Genomic DNA, 22,006 nt, shown 5'->3' with positions numbered 1-22,006 from the left:
CCCCATCTTTAAAAACCTGCCGTATTCAGCCACTTATCTACCAGGATGCCGTCAACAGGTTTCAGGTCAAAATTCAGGTTACGTTTTGCTTTTAGTTTTATAATGAAGAGCTCCTGCGTGCCCTCCAGCGCCGGCTGGTCGCCAACGTTTACAAAAGTGGGATACAGCGCTTTTTTACCATTGCTGTGCAGCCGGTCGTTGGTCATGTTTTCGAGCTGTTTTATATGAAGAGGGGTAATGCCTGCAAATTCATAGTCCTGCGTATTATAAGGCAGGGCAAAACTCAGCGCATTCACCGCTTTAAGGTCGATGCCTTTTACAACAATCTCAATGACCGCGTCTTTACTATATGTTTTCTTTGCGGTTGAAATTTCGATGCGTCCCCTAAGCGTGTCTGCTGTTGCCAGGTCGGCGCCTCCTTCAAGACGGGTGGCTACATTGGAAATATCATAGGCATCAATCAGCCCGTTTTTGTTAATGTCGCCATTACTGATATAACCTTCAAAGTCGCCATCGCCGCTTCTTAACCCGGTGTAGTTGATGTAGGATGTAAGATCATTTCCATCGATCCGGTGGTCATTGTTAATATCACCGGGAATATAGCTTTCAGATCCGGGTACTTTAAATACATAGAGCTCACGTCCCGATCCAAAATCGCCCACCGCCTCGGTTACAGAGATTTTGATATAGCGTGCCGTGGGGTGATTACTGAAACGGAATTCCTTGGTATCGCCGTTCTTTGCCCACTCAAATGACCCGGCATTGGTCCAGCCGGTTTTGCTGGTGCCATAAGCAATAGTTCCCTTAAGTAATACGCCGTTGCCCCTTGTCCGCGGCAGGTACTGGATCTTATCCAGCTGGTTTACGGATCTCAGGTCCAGCACAATGTCGAAGGGTACGGCTTTGGTGCCCCATTTGGTATGCCAGAGATTGCCTTCATCAAAGTCAACCAGCCCGCTGATTTCGCTTCCTTCCTGGCCGGGGGCCGATGATGTGGCCATAATGTCCTTAATAGCAAACTCCAGCGGGTTTACTTTTGTTTTAACAGCAATCGTTGTCCAGGGCGATTGCCCGTCTTTATTTACAGCTCTCAATTGGAAACCGTAGTTGGTTTCGGGTGTTAGCCCGTCAAACAGCAGACTGGTATCTTTAATTGTGGTGTAGAGTTGCCCGTTAAAGCGGATCTCATAAAAATCGGCATTGGCCTGTCGCCTCCAGCTGGGTATTAATGTATAGGCCTGCCGGTTGCTATCGATGACCTGTGCCTGCGATGGAGCAGTGAGCCGGCCATGCTGTTGGCGTAAATGCTCGCGGGGGGCAAATACAAACCCGTTTACGGTAAGTGTAATGGCCTGCGTGGTAATATCCGCAGCCGCCAGTTTTACCAGCAATTGCGGGTTTTTGGTTATGGCCGTTTGTGCAAAGGAGCTTCCGGTGGTGGCAAAACGGTTGAGGTTAGGCGCGGCATCATAATAATACACATTGACCTGTTTCCGGAAATCTTCCGGTGAAAGAGCTGCTTTCAGTTTTACTTTTGCAGCACCCATTACGGCGGTAATGCCGGCCGGTTTTTGGGTTACATTGATTCTGAATTCCGTTGTTTTATTTTTTACAAAGCCGTCATAATGGCCCTTTGTTGGTTGAATGGTGATGGTGGCCGTATTTTTTTGCACGGCCGACCGGATGAGGGTAGTGGTGCCAACGCCCGACAGGTAGGCCTGGGTAAAACCATCATCGTCATATTCGGTAAATGTGGTATTGCCGGCAGGGTACAACTCATAGATCCGGGTTGTTTTATCAACCTGTGTAATATTATTATTCGGGTTGGTCAGGGGAATGATGGCGCCGGCTTTTACAAACACCGGGAGCTTCCAGAGGGGCGCATCAAAATTGTTCAGCACCTGGTTCCCTTTATACAGATCGCCGGAAAAATAATCGATCCAGGTGCCGGCAGGCAGGTAAATATTGTTACGGATATCATTTCCTTTTTCATCGGCTTTTGTTTCCTGGTAAATAGGGGCCACCAGGAACCAGGGGCCGTATAAGTACTGGTATTGTGTGGCCTTGCCATGGGTAAATGTATTGGGATCATCGAGGAACAGTGCGCGCATCATGGGCAGTCCGCTCACCGCCTGTTGGGCAATGCTATAGGTATATGGCAGTAACTCCGATTTTAGTTTAAGATAGGTGCGGTTGATGGAGGTTATGGGTTCGCCCAGTGCATAGGGATATTTTTCATTGGCGCCCCAGCCGTCCATGTTGAGCTGCATAGGGGTGAAGGTCTTCCATTGAAAATCGCGGGTGTTTACTTTGGGGTTCCTGCCGCCAAAAATTCCATCCATATCCGAAGTGATATTGGGCTGTCCGGAAAGTCCCGATCCCAGGTAGGTAGGAATGTGGAAACGGATATACTCCCACAGGCCGCCTGTCTGGTCACCGCTCCATACACCGGCGTAACGCTGGGTACCGGCCCATCCGTCTAATGAAATGATAAAAGGTCTTGCCTTGTTTCCGTATTGCGGCATGATATGCCCTACATCAGCAACACCATTCAGGCCAAAGGAATATCCCGGGCCTACCCAGGCTACATCGGTTTTTAATACCCGCACACCGGCAATGCCCACTTCCTTAACGATATCGCGCTGCAGCAATGCAGGAATACTGTCTTTGGGATGAAGGTCCGATTGTGTCCAAAGCCCTATCTGTACGCCGTTTTTACGGGCATAGTCTCCAAATGCTTTCAGGTTCTGAATATTGCTGTCCAGGGTGCTTGTTTGGCCATAGCCGGCGCCATATCCATCGTTGGGAAGGATCCATCCCAACGGCAGATCATGCGCCTTGTAACGGTCGATCACAGCTCTTGCAGAAAATTGGTAATTGTTTTTCTCTCCATTGAGTGATTCTTTGATGCCGCCGTTATCCTTCTGGCTTTCCTTGTAGCGCTGGCCATCTTCAAAAACAACGCCTACGGTGTCGGCTTTCCAATAGTCGCGGTTATAGGCGTTGAGGTGCCCTTCATAAAAGCCAAATTTGGGAAGCAGCACCGGGTGACCGGTAAGCTGGTAAAAATCGTTTAACAACGCCGCCGGCTCTTTGTCAATCATAAAGAATACATCAAGATAATTGGTCTCATGCGAGAGGGTTACCACGTTTTTTTCCTTGGCCCCAAAATCATATTTTCCTTTTTTGAAGGTGTACCACATAAAACCGTACCCATTGGTAGACCAGTAGAAAGGGGTAGGAGAGGCCACTCCTCCATCGGTCCAGCTGTTCTGGTTTTCGATGGCTATGATCTTTCCTTTATGAGAAAAACGGCCATTTTGCACACCGCCGCCATAAAAATATTCAGCCGGGTTTTCTTTCAGTTTGAGGAATGTGTTTTTTTTGTCGAATCCTACCGGGGCAAGGGTTTGTAGCACGGTTTGCCTGCTTTTGCTATTGATGATTTCCAGAAGTGTTGTAGGCTTGTCGAAGGCCACGGTAATGGCATTGGTCGAAATGATGATCTTCCTGCCATTATCTTTTATATTCAGTTTGGAAACCGATTTACGGGGATGGTCGGTAAGAATCGATGCGGGCGGTGTTGCTTCCGGCACGCGGAGCGTTCCCCCCGCGGGATCTGTAAACATGCGGAAGATATTTTCGCCATAAAAGTCCAGCAGCAGCTCCCGGTGGTTGCTGAACCGGAGCTTTACGGTGGTTGAATTAACTTTTTCGGCACCGGTTATCTGCAGGGTATCGGCCGCCGGTTTTGAAGATGGTGCTTGTGCGGCAATGGTAAAGATGGTTGCTGTGGCAAGTAATATGGTAAGTAATCCTTTTCTGAAGGATGCAATTCCTGGCTCCCGGTTCATTATTGCTGAATTATGTTAAAATTGATCCTGTAAAAGTAATGAACCCCTGCCGTAAAAAAATGGTTTATGAAAACGATTGCACAGTGATATTGAGAAAATTATAATTGATGTACAAACGATTGCATAGTATGTAAAGGTTTTTTAAGTTGGGCCTGCTCGCCTTTTTCGGGGATAGGTACGCGCGTGTTTTATAAGTAACTTTATTTTTTTAAATTTCAATAACTGTAATACGATGGATGCTAAATCTGCCATGGACCTTGTTAAAGAGGCAAAGCAACAGATCGAGAACCTGACCCCGGAACAGGTACAGGAGGAACTTTTATCCGGTAATGCGGTACTTATTGATATTCGCGAAAGCGGGGAGCTGGAGCAAAACGGCAGGATCGGCGGATCGGTGCATGCGCCCCGGGGAATGCTCGAATTTTATGCGGATGCCACCCTTCCTTATCACAAGCCAGAATTTGATAAATCGAAAAGGATCATCCTTCATTGTGCCTCCGGTGGAAGGTCTGCACTGGCCGTTCAAACGCTGAAGACAATGGGATATGATCACGTGGCACATCTGGATGGCGGCCTGAAAGCCTGGAAGGATGCGGGCTTTGATACGGTGTAGCAGCAAGGCTTAGATTCCGCTGATCCCTGATTGCAGCAGTTTATTTACAACAACACCCGCAACGATGGCAATGCCGAAACTGAGCAGGGTGCCAATCAGGATGTATTCGGTCAGCTTCCGGTCTTGCCCTGCTTTTAGGTCGCTGAAACGAAACACAGACTTAGCGGTTACCAGAAACCCGATGGCCACCCATTGCTGGTTCAGGATAAAGATCAGCACCAGTATGCGCTCAAGATAACCGATCATCATGCCGGCGTGCTGGAGCGACCGGGTTTCAATAATATCTGTTTTGATCTCTGTTGCCGGTGTCCATTTGGACAGGATCAGTTTTATGATCACGGAAACCGGTGTGGTCAGCAATACCAGGCCGGTTATGATGATCAGCAGGGCATTTAACTGTGGGGCGCTCAGCTGTATTGCAAAGGGCTCCGTCCACCAGGCAACGGCTCCAATTACCGCCAGATGCAACACCTGGTCCAGTACAAAAAATGTTTTCCGGGTTTTGGATGTCTGAAGCCGGAGCTTTGCAAGGTCAATCAGCAAATGACTGCCTGCAATCACTAATGCAGGGACGAGATACCGGGCATCCATCGTAATGAGCAGGATCAGCACAAAATGGATGAGCACATGCAGGTATAGCCGGGGACTTTTATAAGTATCCCGTTCTTTTTCTGCAACCCAGCGGGAGGGCTGTAACACAAAATCACCGAGTAAATGTGCCAGCAACAGTTTTATGAGTAGTATCATGTGTTAAGAGCGGTTATTGTTTTTTGATAAAATTGATTAAAATCCATCAGCAGATCCAATTGCGCCCGTCTACGGCTCTGGCTTACGGCCGATTGGTTGATCTTTAATTTTGCGGCGATCTGTTGCTGGTTCCAGCCGGGCTCTTCCAGGATCCATTGTACGGTTTCCGCCAGGGAAGGGCTCCAGCTATCCATAACGAGCGCCGCAAAACGGGCCATGAGGTTAAGCGCGGTATCGGCCTTTTCATCACCCGTAGCCAGGGCAAGCGTGGTCTTTTCTTCCTTCATGCTGTCAAACTTCCGTCCGGATCTTACAAATGCCGTTCCGTTGGCTTCTGTAATTTTCCCGGTTTGATAGGATATATCGCCCAGCCCGATGCTGAGCCGCACATCCAGGCGGGCCTGCTGTTTGATCCTGCTTTTAAGAAGCATACTTTTAAAGAGGGCTTCAGCTGGGGGCAGCTTTAACTGAAAGGCATCACCGCGGTAGATCTCCCAGTCTGCCGGCCTGCGGCCTTGCTTTCTTAAAAAACCTTTCAATAACGGCATCCATTCTTTGGGGTCCGCTGTTTCTGAACGGATAATATCTCCTGTAATAATAGCGATCATGATTCAAATATAAGTTTATTTACTTATAAATTAAAATATAACCTTAAGTGCTTATATTTTTAGTGATTAGTTATATTGCTTATAATGTATGCATGGATCTGACAGATAGCATAAAAATACTAAAATTATTAGTATAATGACGGTTTAATGGATTTAAGAAGCTGTTTATATTGTAAAGGAGTCCGCAACAAATGGTTATGGCGATTATTTCCCCGCAGGTCTGCGGGGACTGCATTAAGAAAAATCTATTTTTAAACAGCTTCCAGGCAACGCCGCGCATTAAAATTAAAAAGAAACCAGCTTATTCAACGTAATACTCCTTTTACACTATTTTTTTATCATTTATGTGGTAAATTAGCCGCACCATTTTAATTTTAAGCGTATATACTTAATTATGTTTCAACTAATCAATAAAACCGCCGTAGTAACGGGCGGTGGAAGCGGCATTGGAAAGGCAGTAGCCCTTTTGTTTGCAAAAGCAGGAGCACGGGTAATCGTGGCCGATTTTAATAAAGAGGCCGGTCAGCAAACGATCGGGGAAATTGAGGCCGCCGGCGGCAAGGCCGAAGCCATTTTTTTGGATGTATCCCGCCAGGAAGAGGTGGTGCGGGCATTTGAGCAATTGCCGGTGATCGATGTATTGGTAAACAGTGCGGGTATCTCTCATATCGGGAAGGCCGATACCACTGCAGAAGCGGATTTTGACCGGGTTTACAGTGTGAATGTAAAAGGCGTGTATAATACCTTGTATGCCGTCATTCCCCGGATGAAAGCGCAGGGCGGAGGCGTTATTATTAATATGGCTTCCATCGCCTCCAGTGTTGGGTTGCCCGACCGTTTTGCCTACTCTATGAGCAAGGGGGCGGTACTGGCCATGACCTTATCGGTAGCCAAAGATTATATCGGCGATGGCATCCGGTGCAACTGTGTTTCTCCCGCACGCGTGCATACGCCCTTTGTTGATGGGTTTCTTGCAAAAAACTATCCGGGCCGGGAAAAAGAGATGTTCGAAAAATTATCAAAAACACAACCCATCGGCCGTATGGCCAAACCAGAGGAAATAGCTGCATTGATCTTATACCTGTGCAGTGATGAAGCCGGGTTTATTACCGGTTGCGATTACCCGATTGACGGGGGATTCATTAAATTAAATAATTAACAATAACAGAGATATGAAATTAATACGATTCGGACAAACGGGCAAAGAGAAAACAGGAGTGCTTATTGAGGGTGTGCGTTATGATACATCTGCATTTGGTGAAGACTATAACGAAGCATTTTTTGAAAACAACGGCCTGGAACGACTGCGGCAATTTGTTGATCAGAATGCGGCAGGCTTGCCCAGGGTAAGCGAAGATGAGCGCTGGGCAAGCTGTGTAGCACGGCCTTCAAAAATTATCTGCATCGGGTTAAACTATGCATTGCATGCAAAGGAAACTAATGCTCCTGTTCCAAAGGAACCGGTCGTTTTTTTTAAATCCACCACGGCTTTGTGCGGCCCCTTTGATGATGTGGTGATACCAAAGAATTCTGTAAAGACAGATTGGGAGGTTGAGCTGGCGGTGGTGATAGGCAAAAAAACATCTTATGTAGATGAAGCAAATGCGCTGGATTATGTAGCAGGTTATGCATTGCATAACGATTACAGCGAACGGGAATTCCAGATTGAAAGGGGTGGCCAGTGGGTAAAAGGCAAGAGCTGTGATACGTTTGCACCGCTGGGACCCTTTATGGCAACCGCCGATGAAATTGAAAATCCCAATAACCTGAACCTTTGGTTGAAGGTGAACGGCACAATGATGCAAAACTCTACGACCTCCGATTTTATTTTTAATATACAACAGGTGATCAGCCACCTGAGCCAGTTTATGACCTTGCTGCCCGGCGATGTGATCTCTACAGGAACCCCTGCAGGCGTGGGCCTGGGTCAGAAGCCGGAACCCTGGTACTTAAAGCCGGGTGATGTAATTGAATTGGGCATTGAAGGGTTAGGTACGTCAAAGCAAACCGCTGTAGCGTATCAGAAAGGATCATAGCCCCTTTTTATTTGGAACCATTAGGGAATTAAGAAGCATCTTAGTGAGTTTGGCTCTTGCTGTAACCATTAAGAAATGAAGGGGCATTAAGCTTTAACTATTCTTGATTTCTTAATGGTTTACAGATTGTTGAACCGGTATCATTTTACCAAGCAGGGAACGTCCGGTTTGAATCCTGATGGCTATCGGGAGCTGTAATGAAAGAGATCTCGTCTGCAGTTCGGAAACCTTTATGCGCAAACGAGATCTCTTCCTTCTTTATTGAATGCCTGACTGACAGGCGTTACATTACATGAGGTATTTTAGATTTCTGCCGTCATCGATTCCAGCACCGCTTCCGTAACACCTGTAAAGCTAAACCCACCATCGTGGAACAGGTTCTGCATGGTTACATACCGGGTAAGATCGCTGAATAAAACAGAAATGTAATCAGCACAGGCTTCTGCGGGAGCATTGCCAAGGGGGCTCATTTTTTCAGCATAGCTGATAAAGTTGTCAAATCCTTTTACGCCACTGCCTGCCGTTGTTTTTGTGGGCGACTGGGAGATGGTATTAATACGTACTTTTTTCTTTACTCCATAGTAGTAACCAAAAGTGCGGGTAATGCTCTCCAGCAAGGCCTTGGCATCGGCCATCTCGCTATAGTCGGGAAATACGCGCTGTGCCGCAATATAGGTAAGGGCAATTACACTCCCGTATTCATTGAGCGCATCCAGGTCCCATGCCGTCTTTAAAATACGATGCAGGCTCATAGAGGAAATATCAAAGGTCTTATGGTTCCAGTCGTAGTTAAGGTCGGTGTATTCCTTTCCTTTACGCACGTTCAGGCCCATACCCACGGAGTGAAGGATAAAATCGATCTTGCCGCCAAAATGTTCCATTGATTTTTCAACCAGGGCCCTCAGGTCATCCATATTGGTAACATCCGCTCCAATTACCGGTGCATTGCCGCAGGCTTCCGCCAGTTTGTTAATCTCGCCCATGCGCAGTGCCACGGGGGCATTGGTCAATACCAGTTCTGCACCTTCATTATAACATTGCTGAGCGGTTTTCCATGCGATGGATTTTTCGTCCAGCGCGCCAAAGATGATTCCCTTTTTTCCTTTTAAAAGATTATATGCCATACAGTTGAATTATGAGCGGTAAAAATAAGAATATAATTCCTCATTTCTGATTTTTATCGGAAGGATCGGCCTTTGCAGTTTTTGCAGGATGAAGGTCCCGATAGTAGCGGATGCCCTCCATAACACCAGCGGCCTGTTTTTGCCGGGCAAAATATACATGACGGCTTTTTTTGAGCAGTTCCAGTTCCGGGCTGTGGTTGGATACCACGATACCTCGGGTACTGCCGCGCAGCATGTCGATATCGTTGCCGCCGTTACCAGCTGTTATAAAGTGATCCAGCGGCAACTGCCATTTGTAACTCAGGTAGCGGACGGCATTTCCTTTTCCGGCCCTTACCGGCAAAATGTCAAGGAACCGGTTATCCGTCAGCAGGATCTTTGCCCTTAGCCGGCGGTCGTCCAGGAATTTATAAAGATTGGCAAGGTCGCCTTCGTTAAAGCGGTCGGTAACATAGTAGCTGAGTTTGTATTCCCACTGGGCATCGGCTTCCTGCAGATGCAGGCCGGGGTAGTGGTCCAGGGCGGCCACCAGTTCTTTTCGTTTCCACTGGTGGTTGATATGACGCTCCCAGCCGGGGTCGGGCAAAAAATTCCGTGTATAATAGATCTCCGTGCCGGCCGAACAGATCAGGATATCCGGTTCAGGAAATTGGAACTGCCGGAGCGCTGCATTGGTAAGCGCTTTGTTTCTACCGGAGGCTATGCCAAAAATTACTTTATTTTTATTTTCGTCAACCCATTGTTTGATGGCGTCCAGGCCCGTAGCATCTTCGCCCTCAATGAGCGTTCCGTCAAGATCTGAAATGAAAAAATAATCGGCCTTCATTAGTTTTTTTCCCAGGGGAAGTTCCTGGGTTTCTTTCAGGAGGATCTGCGGCTTGCATATTCCATCTATAGATTTGATGTAGGCATTTACATGCGCTTCCCAGGAATAGTCTTCCTGCCCGGCCCGGATACCGTTGGCAGAATATTTTTCCCAAAGCGCCGTGTCTGCAATGATTTTTTTTAAGGCATCGGCTATTTCCCTGGTGTCCTGCACATTTACCAGCATACCGTTGCGGGCATTGCCAATAATCTCTTTTGGACCACCGGTGGGCGAAGCTACTATGGGCAGGCCGCAGGCAGCCGCTTCCACAATGGTGAGCCCGAAATTTTCGCCGGGCGTGGCGTTTACAAAAACGCCTTTTCGTTGCGCGGCGAGGCGATAAATTTCAGGAACCTCCAGCGATGGATCATTCTTTTTGGGCAACGCCATTTTGCCGTAGAGATCATATTTGTCCATCAGCAGGAGCAGGCCGGTAAGGATCTCCTGCTCGTCCGGCGGCATTTGCGTGATATCTTTCCGTACGCCTGCAAAAATAGCCAGGTTTGCCATACTCTGCAATTCCTTGTCCTGCCCGAAACAGTCGATAATGGTTTCAAAATTTTTTCGTTTGTCTGCCCGGCCTATCGAAAGGATGAGGGGTTTGCCCGGGGCAAAAAGAAAACGTTCTATTTCGGAGCTCACCCGGTACATCGCCTGTTCCTGTTCCAATGGAATGCTGAAGGAAGGCATTCCTACCCGGTAAAACGGGTAAAAAACCTCGTTGTTAATACCTGGTGAAATAATGCGGAAACGGGCTTTGTCTTTATTTTGGTACCAGCGGTATTGGGTTTCGATTTCGTGTTGGGTGCTTACAATGATCAGGCTGGCCAGCCGCAGGGATTCTTCTTCTTCCTGCACTCTCCGGGTCATATTGAATTTCTGGTTAATCGTGTCTTCAGAAAGCCCGTCTTTTAAAAGGATATCCTTTTTATTCAGCCCAAGCGAGTGTCCCGTAGCAATAAAGGGGACCTCAAAAATCTTGCTGATCTCACCGGCTATATAATTGCCATCGGCATAGTGGCCATGTACAATATCCGGATAATCGTCCTGCTTTTCGATAAAGCGGATAACCTTGTCTACGAATTCATCAAGGTTATCCCATAAACTTTCTTTAGGTTTGTATAAGTGACCGCCACAGGTGATCCGTACAATACGGGCTTTGGATGACAGGGTTTCTATTTCATGATTATAGGTTTCCGAAACCCGCTTGTCGGCAATCCGCCTGGTGAACAGATCCACCTTCCGGACCTGCGGGTGGTGCGACAGGGCCTCCAGTAATTCCAGTACATATTTTACCTGTCCGCCCGTGTCTTTATCTCTCCCGATCTCAGGTTTGTGATGCCGGATCAGGCCATGCGGACTAAAGAGTTGTATATAATATCCTTGCATTGTATATTATTTTATAGGTTGAGGCATTTATACCATTTTTTAAGGGAAGGGCTTAAACCGCAGGACGCAGGCCCCGGATAAACCGGTAACAAGGGTAACAACGGGGCGATATCAAAGTCATTACAGTTGAAATATAACTAATTTTTTAAGAATGGAGCGCTTAACCGACAATTTATATTCCGGCTCAGGATTCAGCGAATGGGAAATAGGGGATGTAACTATGATCCTGCATAAGAATATATATCATCTTTTTCATCTTATTATTCCCAACCATGATTATATCGCCCATGCAGTTTCAAAAGATGGGATCACATGGCGAAGGGTTAAAAATGCCCTGTTTGTGGGCGATCCCGGCGATTGGGATGATGATATGTTATGGACCATGCAGGTATATGAATCCAATAACCGGTTCGAAATGTATTATACAGGCCTGCAGCGCAAAGACCGGGGCGTGGTATCAAAGATCGGTCTGGCGGTGTCGGATAACCTGTTCGACTGGCAGAAAGTGAATGATGAAATATTCCCCTTTGGCCCCCGGGCGCCGCACTATGAAACGTATGAGAATAATCCCCGGCTCTGGATGAGCTTCCGGGATCCTTTCCGGTACGATTACGGGGAAAAGACGTTCTTTCTGGTTTGTACAAGAGCCGCTACAGGGCCGGTTTCGCGGAGGGGCTGTGTGGGCCTGGTGCAGCTGATGGATAAAGAGCTGATCTTTCATCCGCCGCTGCATTTTCCACGGGCCTATGATGATGTGGAATGCCCCTGTGTTTTTGAGCTCAACGGAACGCACTACCTGTTAGGCTCCATACGTGAAGATATAAAAGTACGGTACTGGTTTGCCCCGGATTTTATGGGCGAGTATCATTGTTTTCATAATAATGTGCTACTGCCGCAGGGAAACTATGCCGCGCGCATCCAGCGTGATGGGGACTACCTGCTGGTGTATAATTTTTTTTATGCAAACGGCAACGTGAACGCCCTGCGCATTTTTCCGCCGCCCAAACAATTGGAAACAGATGACCGGGGAAGACTGGTGCTGAAAAGCTATTACCGCTGGGATCAGATGGTGATCCAAACCCTTACACAGAATGAGATGGGGGATATCATTCCGCTTTTTAATAATCCCACGGCTGCCTTTGAACAGGAGCAGGATAAGTGGACCTGCGGATCCCGCAGCGGGTATGAGGTTTTTGTGATCCAGAAGTCGGCGCCCGGCTTTATCTGGGAAGGGATACTTGCGGTGGAGGGCATGGGCAAACTGGGGCTGGTAACAGACATTGATGAAGAGGGTTCCGGCTACTACTATAGCTTTGATGTCATCAACAGCGTGGTACACTTGCAAAGCTGGGGCTTTAATGCGGCCAATACCCGTTCCAATTTTGTATACAATGTACTTCAGGATAATATCTTTCATCTGAAGGAGGAAAAGGAATTTCATTTCCGGCTGATCCGTTATGGAAATTATATTGAGCTGGCTATTGACGGAGTTGTAAAGTTGTCGCTGATCGATTATACTTATTTTGGAAACGGAATCGGTCTGTATTCTGCTTCTTCTACCATCTCCCTCAGAAGTGCAACGTTAAAAAACCTTCCGATACCGGAGAGTGAATACGGGAGTGATGCCACTGAAACTCTGAAACTCTGAAATTTCTGATTTCTGATTTCTGATGAACCTACTAATATATGAAGAACCCTGTTAATATTGGACCTCAAACATTAAACAAGAAACGATGAACGGCTCATGGAGTATAAAACCGGATCTAACGTGAAACCTTAAACCTTGAACGTTAAACCTTAATATACGAAGACCCCGGTTCGTACCGAATCTTATTTCCACATTTTCAAATTAACTGTGGGACTGTTTCTTTTCCAGATCTATTAAGCGCGTCATATATTCTTCCTGGTTGGACAATAACTGGTCCAGCTTTTCATGAAGGATACGGACCTCGAGCTCGGATTTGAGGTTGACCATATAATCCATTTTTGAGCGTGCGCGGTCTTTTTCTTCCTGCCGGTTCTGGCTCATCATAATGATGGGCGCCTGAAGCGCGGCAAGGCAGGACAGCAGCAGGTTTAGCAGGATAAAAGGGTAGGGGTCAAATCCTTTGTTGTGCAACCAGTATAGATTGAAAAGGATCCAGACCAGCAGGAAAACAATAAAAGAGATGATAAAGGTCCAGCTGCCGCCAAAACCAGATACCCGGTCGGCCAGGCGCTGCCCAAGCGTTAGTTTATTGCTATCGTCTTCATCAATCATATCCGATATGATCGTTTGATTGGTCATCGAAGAAATCACACTGTCTTCCAATTCTGAAAGCTGGTGAATATCCCGCAGGAGGTATTTGGAAATATAGCGCAGTTTGTATTCATTGAGCTCGTTATAAGCAATACTGTCTGAACGTTTAAGCTCCGGGCGTTCCAGTTTAATGTACTCAAATAGAGCGGGGCGCAGTTGTCTGCAGGGGACATGCGCATTTTCTTTGCCGTGGTTGCCGGATGAAGCGGTGAATACGGAATCATTCATGCCTGTACTTTTTATAAAGCTAAGCTTTTGGAGGCGGATTTAAAAGCTTAGCTTTACTGGGTACATTTCAAATGGTCACTGTCATGCTGAATTTGTTTCCTGTCATGCTGAATTTATTTCAGCATCTATACCTGATTTACACAGCCCCTGAAACAGCAATAGATCCCGGGTCAAGCCGGGGATGACATCATGGGTGACATTGCGTTTATGGGAGTGCGACAATTTAGAATGCACCTGCATTAATCTAGGTTAAGCCCAACTCCGTGGGAGTCCGTTAAATTTGTAGTCAAATAAAAAAATATGGAACTTGGTATCAGTATGTTTGGAGACCTTCATTTTGATGCGGCAACCAATAGCGTGCAGGCTCCTGGTGAACGGTTAAAAGAAATTATTGAGGAAATAAAATTAATGGATGAGGTAGGGTTGGATTATTTTGGCATTGGGGAGCATCACCGGCCGGATTATGCCGTTCCTACCCCCGAAATTGTGCTGGCGGCAGCTTCAACGGTAACAAAGAATATAAAGTTGGGGAGTGCCGTGTCGGTTGTCAGCTCGTCTGATCCGGTTAAATTGTATCAGAACTTTGCCATGGTAGACCAGCTGTCGGGTGGCCGGGCGGAGCTGATGGCGGGGCGGGGCAGTTTTATTGAATCTTTTCCATTATTTGGATATGATCTCCGCGATTATGATTCCTTGTTTGAGGAAAAACTGGACCTGCTATTAAAGATCAACAAAGAGCCGGTGATCACCTGGAAGGGGAAACACCGGGCTCCGTTGCAGGAGCAAATGATATTGCCAAGAGCTACTGATAATCATCTGCCCGTTTGGGTGGCTGTTGGGGGTACCCCTTCGTCTGTGGAGCGCGCCGGACGGTTAGGATTACCGTTGATGATTGCTATTATCGGTGGCTCACCGGCGCAGTTTCAGCCCTTTTTTGAATTGTACAAAGAAACCTGGCAACAGTACGGGCACCCGATGGATCAATACCAGGTAGGTATTCATGTGCATGGGTTTTATGGGGACGATAGCGCTGCACTTAGCGACATGTATTACCCGCTGTATGCGGCGCAGATGGACCGTGTTGGGCGTAGCAGGGGATGGCCTCCTTACAGGAGAAACCAGTTCGATTTTGGTAAAACAAAAAATGGCGCATTAGTGATTGGAGATGCCAGTGAGGCCATCGATAAGATCTTATACCTGCAGAAAATGTTCGGGCTTACACGTTTTGCCACACATATGGATACCGGGGCGCCGCTGCATAAGGATATTATGAAGTCCATTGAGATCTATGGAACAAAAATAGCACCGAAGGTACGGGAGGCATTACGGTAATAGGGCAATCTCTCTTTGATTATTTGTACTGGATCTTGTTTACCCGGTTGGCCGTAGCATGTTATACCCGACTTGTTTTCTCGTTCTGCTAACGTTGTTTCCCTGTCCTGCTGAACTTTTTTTTCTGTCATTGGCAGCTTGTTTTCCTGTCATGCTGAATTTATTTTTCTGACATACGGAATGCAATAGCACGCGAAAAACAGTTGAAGCGGTGGGGAATGGAAGTTGAACCTGATCCGTGAACAAAACCCGGAGATGAAGGATCTTTCTGGTGAATGGCTGTAATAATTGTAGCCTGTCGGTTCTATAGATCCTGAAACAAGTACAGGATGACTATGAACAAATTCAGGACGATAGGGCCAAAGTCTGATTGATGGTTAATACGTATTCAGTCGTTGGCAAGATGTCATCCCGGGCTTGACCCGGGATCTATGCCTGTTACAACACCATTCATGTTAGGTCCGGAAATGAATTCGGAACGACAGTAACCGATGCCGTTTCAGTGTTTACGAAAAAGCATAATTTGCCGGAGGCATTTCCAGGTTTGGTTTATAATATTTGTTGCGGTATTCGATCGGTGTAAGCCCGGTTACTTTTTTGAATACATCCCGGAAGGCCTTGGTATCTGTGTATCCTACGTCGTACATGACCTCGTTTATATTCTGGCGTTTGGATTCAAATTTACGCTTGGCCGCTTCAATACGAACACGTTGAATGTATTCCAGCACCGTATTATTGGTGGCTTGTTTAAACCGGCGTTCAAAGCTCCTCCGGCTAACAGCAATAAGGCCTGCCAGCTGGTCGATGCTGATGCGTTCGCCAATATTCTTTTCTATAAAATCCTGGGCTTTTATAACGCCGTCATCATTATGATCTTTCTGCCCTTTAAATATGGAAAAAGCGTTTTGACTGTTCCGGTCAATATCGATGGCAAAATATTTGGCAAGGAGGATTGCCGTTTCGCGATTGGTGTATTTTTCCACAAGGTATAAAAGGAGGTTCCAGATGGAATTGGCCCCGCCACTGGAATAGATCCCTGCCTCATCAGTAATAACCGTACCATCTGCGATGGCCACCTGCGGATACAATTGCATAAATTCATGATAGTAGGCCCAGTGGGTAGAGCATTTTTTGTTATCGAGGATGCCGGTAGCTGCCAGTAAAAAGGCGCCCAGGCATAGGGATGCCACCTCGGTGCCCCGGGCATGTATCGCCGCAATAAGGGGCAATGCCGGCTCGTTTGCGGCAACCGCCTTGCTCATGTCTGCATCGATCAGCGCGGGAATAATCAGCAGGTCTGCCTCCGTTACCTCCTTAAGCAACCGGTCTGCGGTTACGGTGTATAACCCATTAGAAAGAGGAATCGTTTTGTTCAGCCCCACCAGCTCTATCCTGAATGCTGCAGGATAGCCATTGGCGGTTAAAAAATCATTGGCGGTCTGGAAAATTCTTGCTGCCGGCGTAATGGCTTCAATAACCCCGTTGATGGGGACGTAGACGCAGATCCGTTTCATTCGTATACTTTTTATTTTTTGATTTTGTCGAATGGAACTTATCAGGTATAAAATTTTCATTCCCTTTGTGATAAAAATGAAAATTTTATAATGAATGTTTCATGTAGAAAATTTTTGTAAAGATAAAAAATGTCGCTGTCGTTAACAACCCCTTTCAATGACGTATCTGCCACCATGGTTTACGTTATAATTGGGCCAACTTTGTGGTTGAAAGAATAGCCCGTGATCCGTATCAAATCATATTTAACATTTAACGGCAATTGCCGGGAGGCGATGCTTTTTTACCGGGAATGCCTGGGAGGAGCATTGCATTTCGAAACGCTGGGCGCCTCTTTGGAGATGGGACAATTGCCCAAAAAGCTGGAACAGTATATTTTACAGGCCTCTTTGCGGTCGCCCTATGCAGAACTCATTGCAACGGATATGGTGCCCGAAGAAGGGTTATATCAGGGCAATAATATTGCGTTGATGCTGGAATGCAGGAGCCTGAAGGAATTAATGCGGGTATATCGGCGGCTTGGTGAAGGCGGCAGGGCCACACAGCAGGTCATCCCCACCAAATCGGGAAGTTACTACGCCTCATTAACAGACAGGTTTGGGATCCGCTGGATGCTGAATTTTATGCCGGAACTTAACGAACCGTAATATGAAAGCAGCTAACATAGTATTCCTTTATAAAGAGGATCTTCCCACGGGCCTGGTAGTTGGCCAGGACTGCATGCAAGGCGCGTTCGAGCCGTTTATTGGGGCGCTTTCGTCCATTAAAACGGATATAGGAAATGTCGAAAGAGCTGCCATAGTTATGCGAGCTGATGCCCGAGGTCGCATTTCCGTTTACCCGGCGAAGCCGGTCCTGCCCATTCAGGGTCCGTGTGAGCGAAGTAATCGTAAATGTGCTTTTGGTTTGCGCATAAAAAGAACGCGCGATCTGGTTTAGCACAGCCTTTGCCCTGGGGGTAAGATAAGGCGTGCTGTAAGTGAGTTTCTGCACCCGGTATCCTTTTCCGGAGTTAACCTTGGTTAGCTTCTTTTTGCTCACATAGCTTTTGACCTGTGCGCTGCTTTTTAACAGGGGAACACCGTGCCGGCGCGCCACATCCAGGTGCGCTTTGTAACGGGCACTCTGCGCAAAAAGATGCTGTGGTACCCAAACGCCCAGGAGCAGCGCTCCCAAAAAAACGAAGAGTTGTTTCATTAAATATTGGCTGATCAAGACCGGGCAAAGATAGGGGTTAGGGGTGTACACTCCTTTTTTTGAGATCTGCTGCATTAAACACAGGCCTTGTTTGGGCAATATCTGCAAAAGTACGTTGGGGCAGGTTTTTGAAAACTTTGTGCGGAAGTTTTGTGTCCGGGCTGATGATGGACCATGCCGTGAGGAAGAGGATCCAGAAATCGACCCGGAGATTTTTATGCCGGTTGTACCACATTTCCAGTTCACCCTTATATGGAGCGATTACTTTTTTATAATATTCTACACGATCCATTTTAGTGTTGGTAAGCAGCTGTTCTTCATCGCGAAAAATGATCGACCCGATGCCGGTGACTCCCGGAGGGGAGTCGTACACCTGGTTGCGCACTTCCTCCGTATAGGCGTTAAATGTTTGGTCAACAAGGGGGCGGGGGCCTACAAGGCTCATATCACCCCTGATCACATTAATGATCTGTGGCAGTTCATTAATCTTTGTCATTCGCAGAAAACCACCAATCGGAAGCAGCCGGGGATCTTTTCTTACGGTGATCAGCCCGGTGCCCATATTGGGGCTGTCCTTGAGCATCGTAGCAAACTTAATAATATGAAAGTAATTGTTTTTATACCCGATCCTTTTTTGCCGGTAAAATACGTAGTGCTCACCCGTTAAAAGAAGGATGACCGCTATCGGGAGCATAAAGGGGAGCATGACCAGGAACAGGATCAGTGAAACCGTAAGGTCAATAAGGCGTTTAAGAAAAAGATACATGATTAAGAATTACATTTTTTGATCAAGGTTTACACCTGTTTCGATATGCTCAAATCCGGGGATCATCGCATTCAATGCAGAAACGATATCCTTCTTCTCGGCCCTTGCATCTTCAAAAACCAGTCTTAAAGTGTGTACGATTTTGTCCAGATCTTCAATGGATCTTCGTTTGGCATTTTTTACAGTACCGAAGGATTGAAAAGAGCGGGTATCCAGTTCTTCTTCTTCCGTATAAAACTCTTCATACAATTTTTCGCCATTGGTGCTACTGGGGAAAAAGTAAACAGGGTAGCGGCCATTTTGAATATCGGCTGTCGCCTGTTTTGCCGCATCTTCTGATGAGCAGGCCTCCATTTCAAATCCCATTTCATTCAAAAATGGCGGAACAATATCGGCGAAGTTGACCATGCTGGATGGTTCCAGTTTTGGGAAAAAGATCTCGCCCGATTGCCCAAGAATGCAGGCGCAGAGGCAGATCTGCCCCGATTCTTCGGGGGAAACAAAAAAGCGCTTTACATCGGAAGGGCACGCGAGCGGCTGTTGTTTTAGCAAGCGTTCTATAAAACCCGCCAGCAGACTCCCGTTTGAGAAAGCTACGTTGGCAAACCGTGCGGTAGTAATTTTCATTTTCCCGGAGTAGGCGAGGATCACTTCTTCCATCAGCTTCTTGCTGGCGCCCATTACGTTTACAGGGTTGGCGGCTTTATCGGTTGATACGCAAAAGAAATGCCTGGGGGGATATTGGGTCAGCAGCTCCAGCAGGTCTTTTGCTCTTGTAACGTTATTTTCTACCATGGCCTCTATGGAAAAGATGTCTTTTTCCGAGCGCACATGTTTGTGCGCTGCAAAATTGGCAACAATATCAAAAGGACCTTCGTGCTCAAAAATTTTCCGGAACGCTTTGTCGCTGAAGTTGACGGGGTAGGTTTTAAAATTATCTGGCATTTGAAGTTCAGGCCGGCTCCGGCAGTCCCGGACAAGCTCGGTAAGCCCGTTTTCATTGATGTCGACTACTATTAATTTACCGGGATGATACCGTACAAGTGTTCGGATGAATGAGGAACCGATCGTGCCGGCACCGCCGATGACCAATACGTTTTTATCTTTTATTTCCGTATGCAATTTCTCGGCATGGGTCTCCATGTCAGGTAAGAACAGGCTTTGAGGGCGGCGCGTTATATGGGTGCCTGTGAATTTTTCGATGTTGAAGTTTAGGGGCATTGTTAATAGTTTTATACTTCGTTGTTTCTAAATTCAATTTTGAAATACTGCTGTCAGATGCGGTAGTTCTGCATGACATCTGAAGGCTGCCAGTGCAATTCTTTTTTTGCTTTTTGGTTACTAAAAGTTAAAGTCTCTGTTATTTTTTTTAACTTTTTGGTATTGATCGGGATTTTATTATTTAGTATATCTCCTGCTAACGCTATAGCCTTTGCTACCCAATAAGGAACGTTTTTAGGAGGGGGTCTATTCAATTGGCGGGCAATGAGTATTTCAAGTTCTTTAACAGTTGGGTGTGAATTATCGCAAACATTATATATTCCTCCTTTTTTTGTTAACAACGGAACCAGATCTGCAATATCCCGGCCCATTAAAACACTTTTGCGCGCCTTACTTCCTGCGATACTTACATATTTTCCGGTTTTTATGCCATTCACCATGGCTCCCAAATTTCCTGGAGCGTTTGAACCCGCTATTAAAGCCGGGCGTAGTATACTAAGTACAATGTTGTGCCTGTTGCACCAATCTAATAAAAAGGCTTCTGTTTTTTTCTTACTTAAAGCATACGGTTCGGCTCCATTTAATGGATGATCCTCTGAAATATTCTCCCCCTTTTCGCAGCCATAAACGGCAACTGTGCTTATGAATATGAAGGCATGTGGATAGCCCGATTTTTCAAATGCTGCGCAAAGGTTTTTTGTACCCTGCAAGTTCACATCAAAAAAAGCATTCCTTTCAGCATCCGTCTTTGGTATCGAATGTGCCTTTCCGGCAGCGTGAAGAATAATATCATAGGGTTTATCAAGGTTGGGTATTTGCTTTGCAATATCCACCTGGTAGTGATTCATAGCAGAAGACCCCATGGTTGTAATCGTATAGCTTTTTTCAAGCAACGCTTTTATATTATTGCCTAAAAAGCCAGTTGCACCCGTAAAAAGAAGACTCTCTGACATAATGATTGGAGGTTAATAATATTAGTAGATGAATGTTCTTTATATTTTTGTACGAGGGATTCCATCACCCTTACTTTTTTTTGAGGCGGGCAGGTTATTGTTGTAAAATGAAATAATTTCATCCCAGAACTTGTTTTGTTCATAGAACGCTTCCATCTTTAACCGGGCTTTTTTTGCTAATGAATACTGTAGTTTTTTATCATTGAGAAGCGTTTCTGCTGCATGATATAATGCGTCTGCATTTTTGGGCTCAATTAATATTCCACTTATGTTATTGTCTAATATTTCATTGCATCCATTGATGTCACTTGCAATACACGCCAGATTCATGGCAGCTGCCTGCATTAAAGACTGGGGAAAGCCCTCACGATAGCTTGGGAATAAAAAAATATCTGCCATTTTTAGGTAAGGTCTTATATCGTCTTGATGCCCGACATTTATTATGTTTTCATTTTTGTCTATTTCTTTTAGTGTTTCCTGTTCTAAGGGATAAAGATTTTCAAACGGCCCTACTAAAATTAATTTTATGTTGGTATATTTCTTGTCGAGTATTTTAAACATCTGAATGATTTCATTCACTCCTTTATAATAAACCAGACGGCCAACGAAACAAAAAACAGTTGTATCAGGTTGTATATTCTTTTTTTGTTTAAAATCTGCTATAAAATGGTCATTTACTGAATCGGGATTATAGTAACTCAAATCTATTCCATTTGAGCTGCCCATTCCTATAACCTGAATTTTGTTCTTATTGCAAATGTTTTTTAAAATATATCCTTTTTGATTGTGCGAATTGGGTAAAACAAAATCTGCGCAGAAATAGGCTATCTTTTCAACCAGTATCAGTATTCTTTTTTTTAAACCACTTGTTTCCATCAGGGGAAGACCAGCCACTGTGTGGATTTTTAAAGGAACGCGACAAATGTATGCAGATAACATGCCAATTATTCCGGCTTTTGGGGAGTGCGTATGCACAATTGTTGGTTTGGTTTTCAGAATTAAAGAAATGGTGTAAATTAAACTGATAAGATCTCTTAATGGGCTAAGCTTTCTTGTATATGGAAGCCTATAGTGTTTTACTTCTTCTCTTGTTTCTATATTTTTAACCCCTCCTTCGCCGTTGGAAGCGCTAATTACTTCAAACCCATGCTGGGAGACATACTTTAATTGCCCTTTTAATAATAGATCCAGCGAATGCGGAACAGTACTTATTCGTAATAATTTGGGCATCATTCAAGTCGAAATTTATTTTTGGGATGGAG

General features: G+C 45.9%; 18 protein-coding genes. 6 read left to right on the top strand and 12 right to left on the bottom strand.

Going from position 1 to position 22,006, the window contains the following annotated elements; translation table 11 throughout:
- Positions 1 to 8 precede the first annotated feature (8 nt).
- The gene (locus GGU45_RS01335; protein WP_435221323.1) at positions 9 to 3,854 is read right to left on the bottom strand and encodes a TIM-barrel domain-containing protein; all 3,846 of its coding nucleotides are present in this window, start codon (positions 3,852 to 3,854) and stop codon (positions 9 to 11) included.
- A gap of 232 nt (positions 3,855 to 4,086) precedes the next feature.
- On the opposite strand from GGU45_RS01335, the gene GGU45_RS01330 reads away from it, so the two are divergent.
- Entirely contained in the window at positions 4,087 to 4,467 is a 381-nt protein-coding gene (locus GGU45_RS01330; RefSeq protein ID WP_435221322.1) for a rhodanese-like domain-containing protein, read from the top strand.
- Positions 4,468 to 4,476: 9 nt separating this feature from the next.
- Here GGU45_RS01330 and GGU45_RS01325 read toward each other — a convergent pair whose 3' ends face one another.
- Together GGU45_RS01325 and GGU45_RS01320 are read right to left on the bottom strand one after the other, a co-directional pair.
- Positions 4,477 to 5,214, bottom strand: coding sequence for a DUF3307 domain-containing protein (locus tag GGU45_RS01325; RefSeq protein WP_435221320.1), 738 nt, complete (start codon positions 5,212 to 5,214; stop codon positions 4,477 to 4,479).
- Entirely contained in the window at positions 5,211 to 5,822 is a 612-nt protein-coding gene (locus GGU45_RS01320; RefSeq protein WP_435221318.1) for a helix-turn-helix domain-containing protein, read from the bottom strand. The genes GGU45_RS01325 and GGU45_RS01320 overlap by 4 nt, the downstream gene beginning before the upstream one ends.
- 394 nt (positions 5,823 to 6,216) lie before the next feature.
- On the opposite strand from GGU45_RS01320, the gene GGU45_RS01315 reads away from it, so the two are divergent.
- A complete protein-coding gene (locus GGU45_RS01315) occupies positions 6,217 to 6,981 on the top strand; it encodes an SDR family NAD(P)-dependent oxidoreductase (protein WP_435221316.1) in 765 nt (254 codons plus the stop codon).
- Between the two features lie 13 nt (positions 6,982 to 6,994).
- A complete protein-coding gene (locus GGU45_RS01310; RefSeq protein ID WP_435221314.1) occupies positions 6,995 to 7,858 on the top strand; it encodes a fumarylacetoacetate hydrolase family protein in 864 nt (287 codons plus the stop codon).
- Positions 7,859 to 8,160: 302 nt separating this feature from the next.
- Here the strand turns inward: GGU45_RS01310 and GGU45_RS01305 are convergent, their stop codons facing one another.
- Complete coding sequence (locus tag GGU45_RS01305; protein ID WP_435221313.1) at positions 8,161 to 8,982, bottom strand: enoyl-ACP reductase FabI; 822 nt, start codon at positions 8,980 to 8,982, stop codon at positions 8,161 to 8,163.
- A gap of 40 nt (positions 8,983 to 9,022) precedes the next feature.
- Positions 9,023 to 11,236 carry an HAD-IIB family hydrolase gene (locus tag GGU45_RS01300; protein ID WP_435221311.1) on the bottom strand — a complete coding sequence of 738 codons (2,214 nt, stop codon included), beginning with the start codon at positions 11,234 to 11,236 and terminating at the stop codon, positions 9,023 to 9,025.
- Positions 11,237 to 11,387: 151 nt separating this feature from the next.
- Here GGU45_RS01300 and GGU45_RS01295 point away from each other — a divergent pair, with 151 nt between their 5' ends.
- Complete coding sequence (locus tag GGU45_RS01295) at positions 11,388 to 12,884, top strand: glycoside hydrolase family protein (RefSeq protein ID WP_435221309.1); 1,497 nt, start codon at positions 11,388 to 11,390, stop codon at positions 12,882 to 12,884.
- Positions 12,885 to 13,085: 201 nt separating this feature from the next.
- Here the strand turns inward: GGU45_RS01295 and GGU45_RS01290 are convergent, their stop codons facing one another.
- The gene (locus GGU45_RS01290; RefSeq protein ID WP_435221308.1) at positions 13,086 to 13,763 is read right to left on the bottom strand and encodes a DUF1003 domain-containing protein; all 678 of its coding nucleotides are present in this window, start codon (positions 13,761 to 13,763) and stop codon (positions 13,086 to 13,088) included.
- 300 nt (positions 13,764 to 14,063) lie between these two features.
- On the opposite strand from GGU45_RS01290, the gene GGU45_RS01285 reads away from it, so the two are divergent.
- Positions 14,064 to 15,095: an Atu2307/SP_0267 family LLM class monooxygenase gene (locus GGU45_RS01285; RefSeq protein WP_435221306.1), complete on the top strand. Its 1,032-nt coding sequence runs from the start codon at positions 14,064 to 14,066 to the stop codon at positions 15,093 to 15,095.
- Between the two features lie 506 nt (positions 15,096 to 15,601).
- Here the strand turns inward: GGU45_RS01285 and GGU45_RS01280 are convergent.
- A complete protein-coding gene (locus GGU45_RS01280) occupies positions 15,602 to 16,609 on the bottom strand; it encodes a GlxA family transcriptional regulator (RefSeq protein ID WP_435221305.1) in 1,008 nt (335 codons plus the stop codon).
- 222 nt (positions 16,610 to 16,831) lie between these two features.
- Between GGU45_RS01280 and GGU45_RS01275 the strand changes: the two genes are divergently transcribed.
- Complete coding sequence (locus GGU45_RS01275) at positions 16,832 to 17,254, top strand: VOC family protein (protein WP_435221303.1); 423 nt, start codon at positions 16,832 to 16,834, stop codon at positions 17,252 to 17,254.
- Here GGU45_RS01275 and GGU45_RS01270 read toward each other — a convergent pair.
- From GGU45_RS01270 to GGU45_RS01250, 5 genes are read right to left on the bottom strand one after another with little or no spacing between them, the layout of a single operon-like run.
- Positions 17,241 to 17,804, bottom strand: coding sequence for a DUF5715 family protein (locus tag GGU45_RS01270; RefSeq protein ID WP_435221302.1), 564 nt, complete (start codon positions 17,802 to 17,804; stop codon positions 17,241 to 17,243). The genes GGU45_RS01275 and GGU45_RS01270 overlap by 14 nt on opposite strands.
- Before the next feature lie 37 nt (positions 17,805 to 17,841).
- A complete protein-coding gene (locus GGU45_RS01265; protein ID WP_435221300.1) occupies positions 17,842 to 18,570 on the bottom strand; it encodes a sugar transferase in 729 nt (242 codons plus the stop codon).
- Positions 18,571 to 18,579: 9 nt separating this feature from the next.
- Positions 18,580 to 19,791, bottom strand: coding sequence for a polysaccharide biosynthesis protein (locus GGU45_RS01260; RefSeq protein ID WP_435221299.1), 1,212 nt, complete (start codon positions 19,789 to 19,791; stop codon positions 18,580 to 18,582).
- 53 nt (positions 19,792 to 19,844) lie between these two features.
- Entirely contained in the window at positions 19,845 to 20,744 is a 900-nt protein-coding gene (locus tag GGU45_RS01255) for an NAD-dependent epimerase/dehydratase family protein (protein WP_435221298.1), read from the bottom strand.
- 39 nt (positions 20,745 to 20,783) lie between these two features.
- Entirely contained in the window at positions 20,784 to 21,977 is a 1,194-nt protein-coding gene (locus GGU45_RS01250) for a glycosyltransferase family 4 protein (RefSeq protein WP_435221296.1), read from the bottom strand.
- Between the last annotated feature and the right edge of the window lie 29 nt (positions 21,978 to 22,006).

This window comes from Niabella hirudinis, assembly GCF_051201075.1.
In the GTDB taxonomy this organism is placed as follows: Bacteria; Bacteroidota; Bacteroidia; order Chitinophagales; family Chitinophagaceae; genus Niabella; species Niabella hirudinis.
This window is presented reverse-complemented; position numbering and strand designations above follow the sequence as displayed.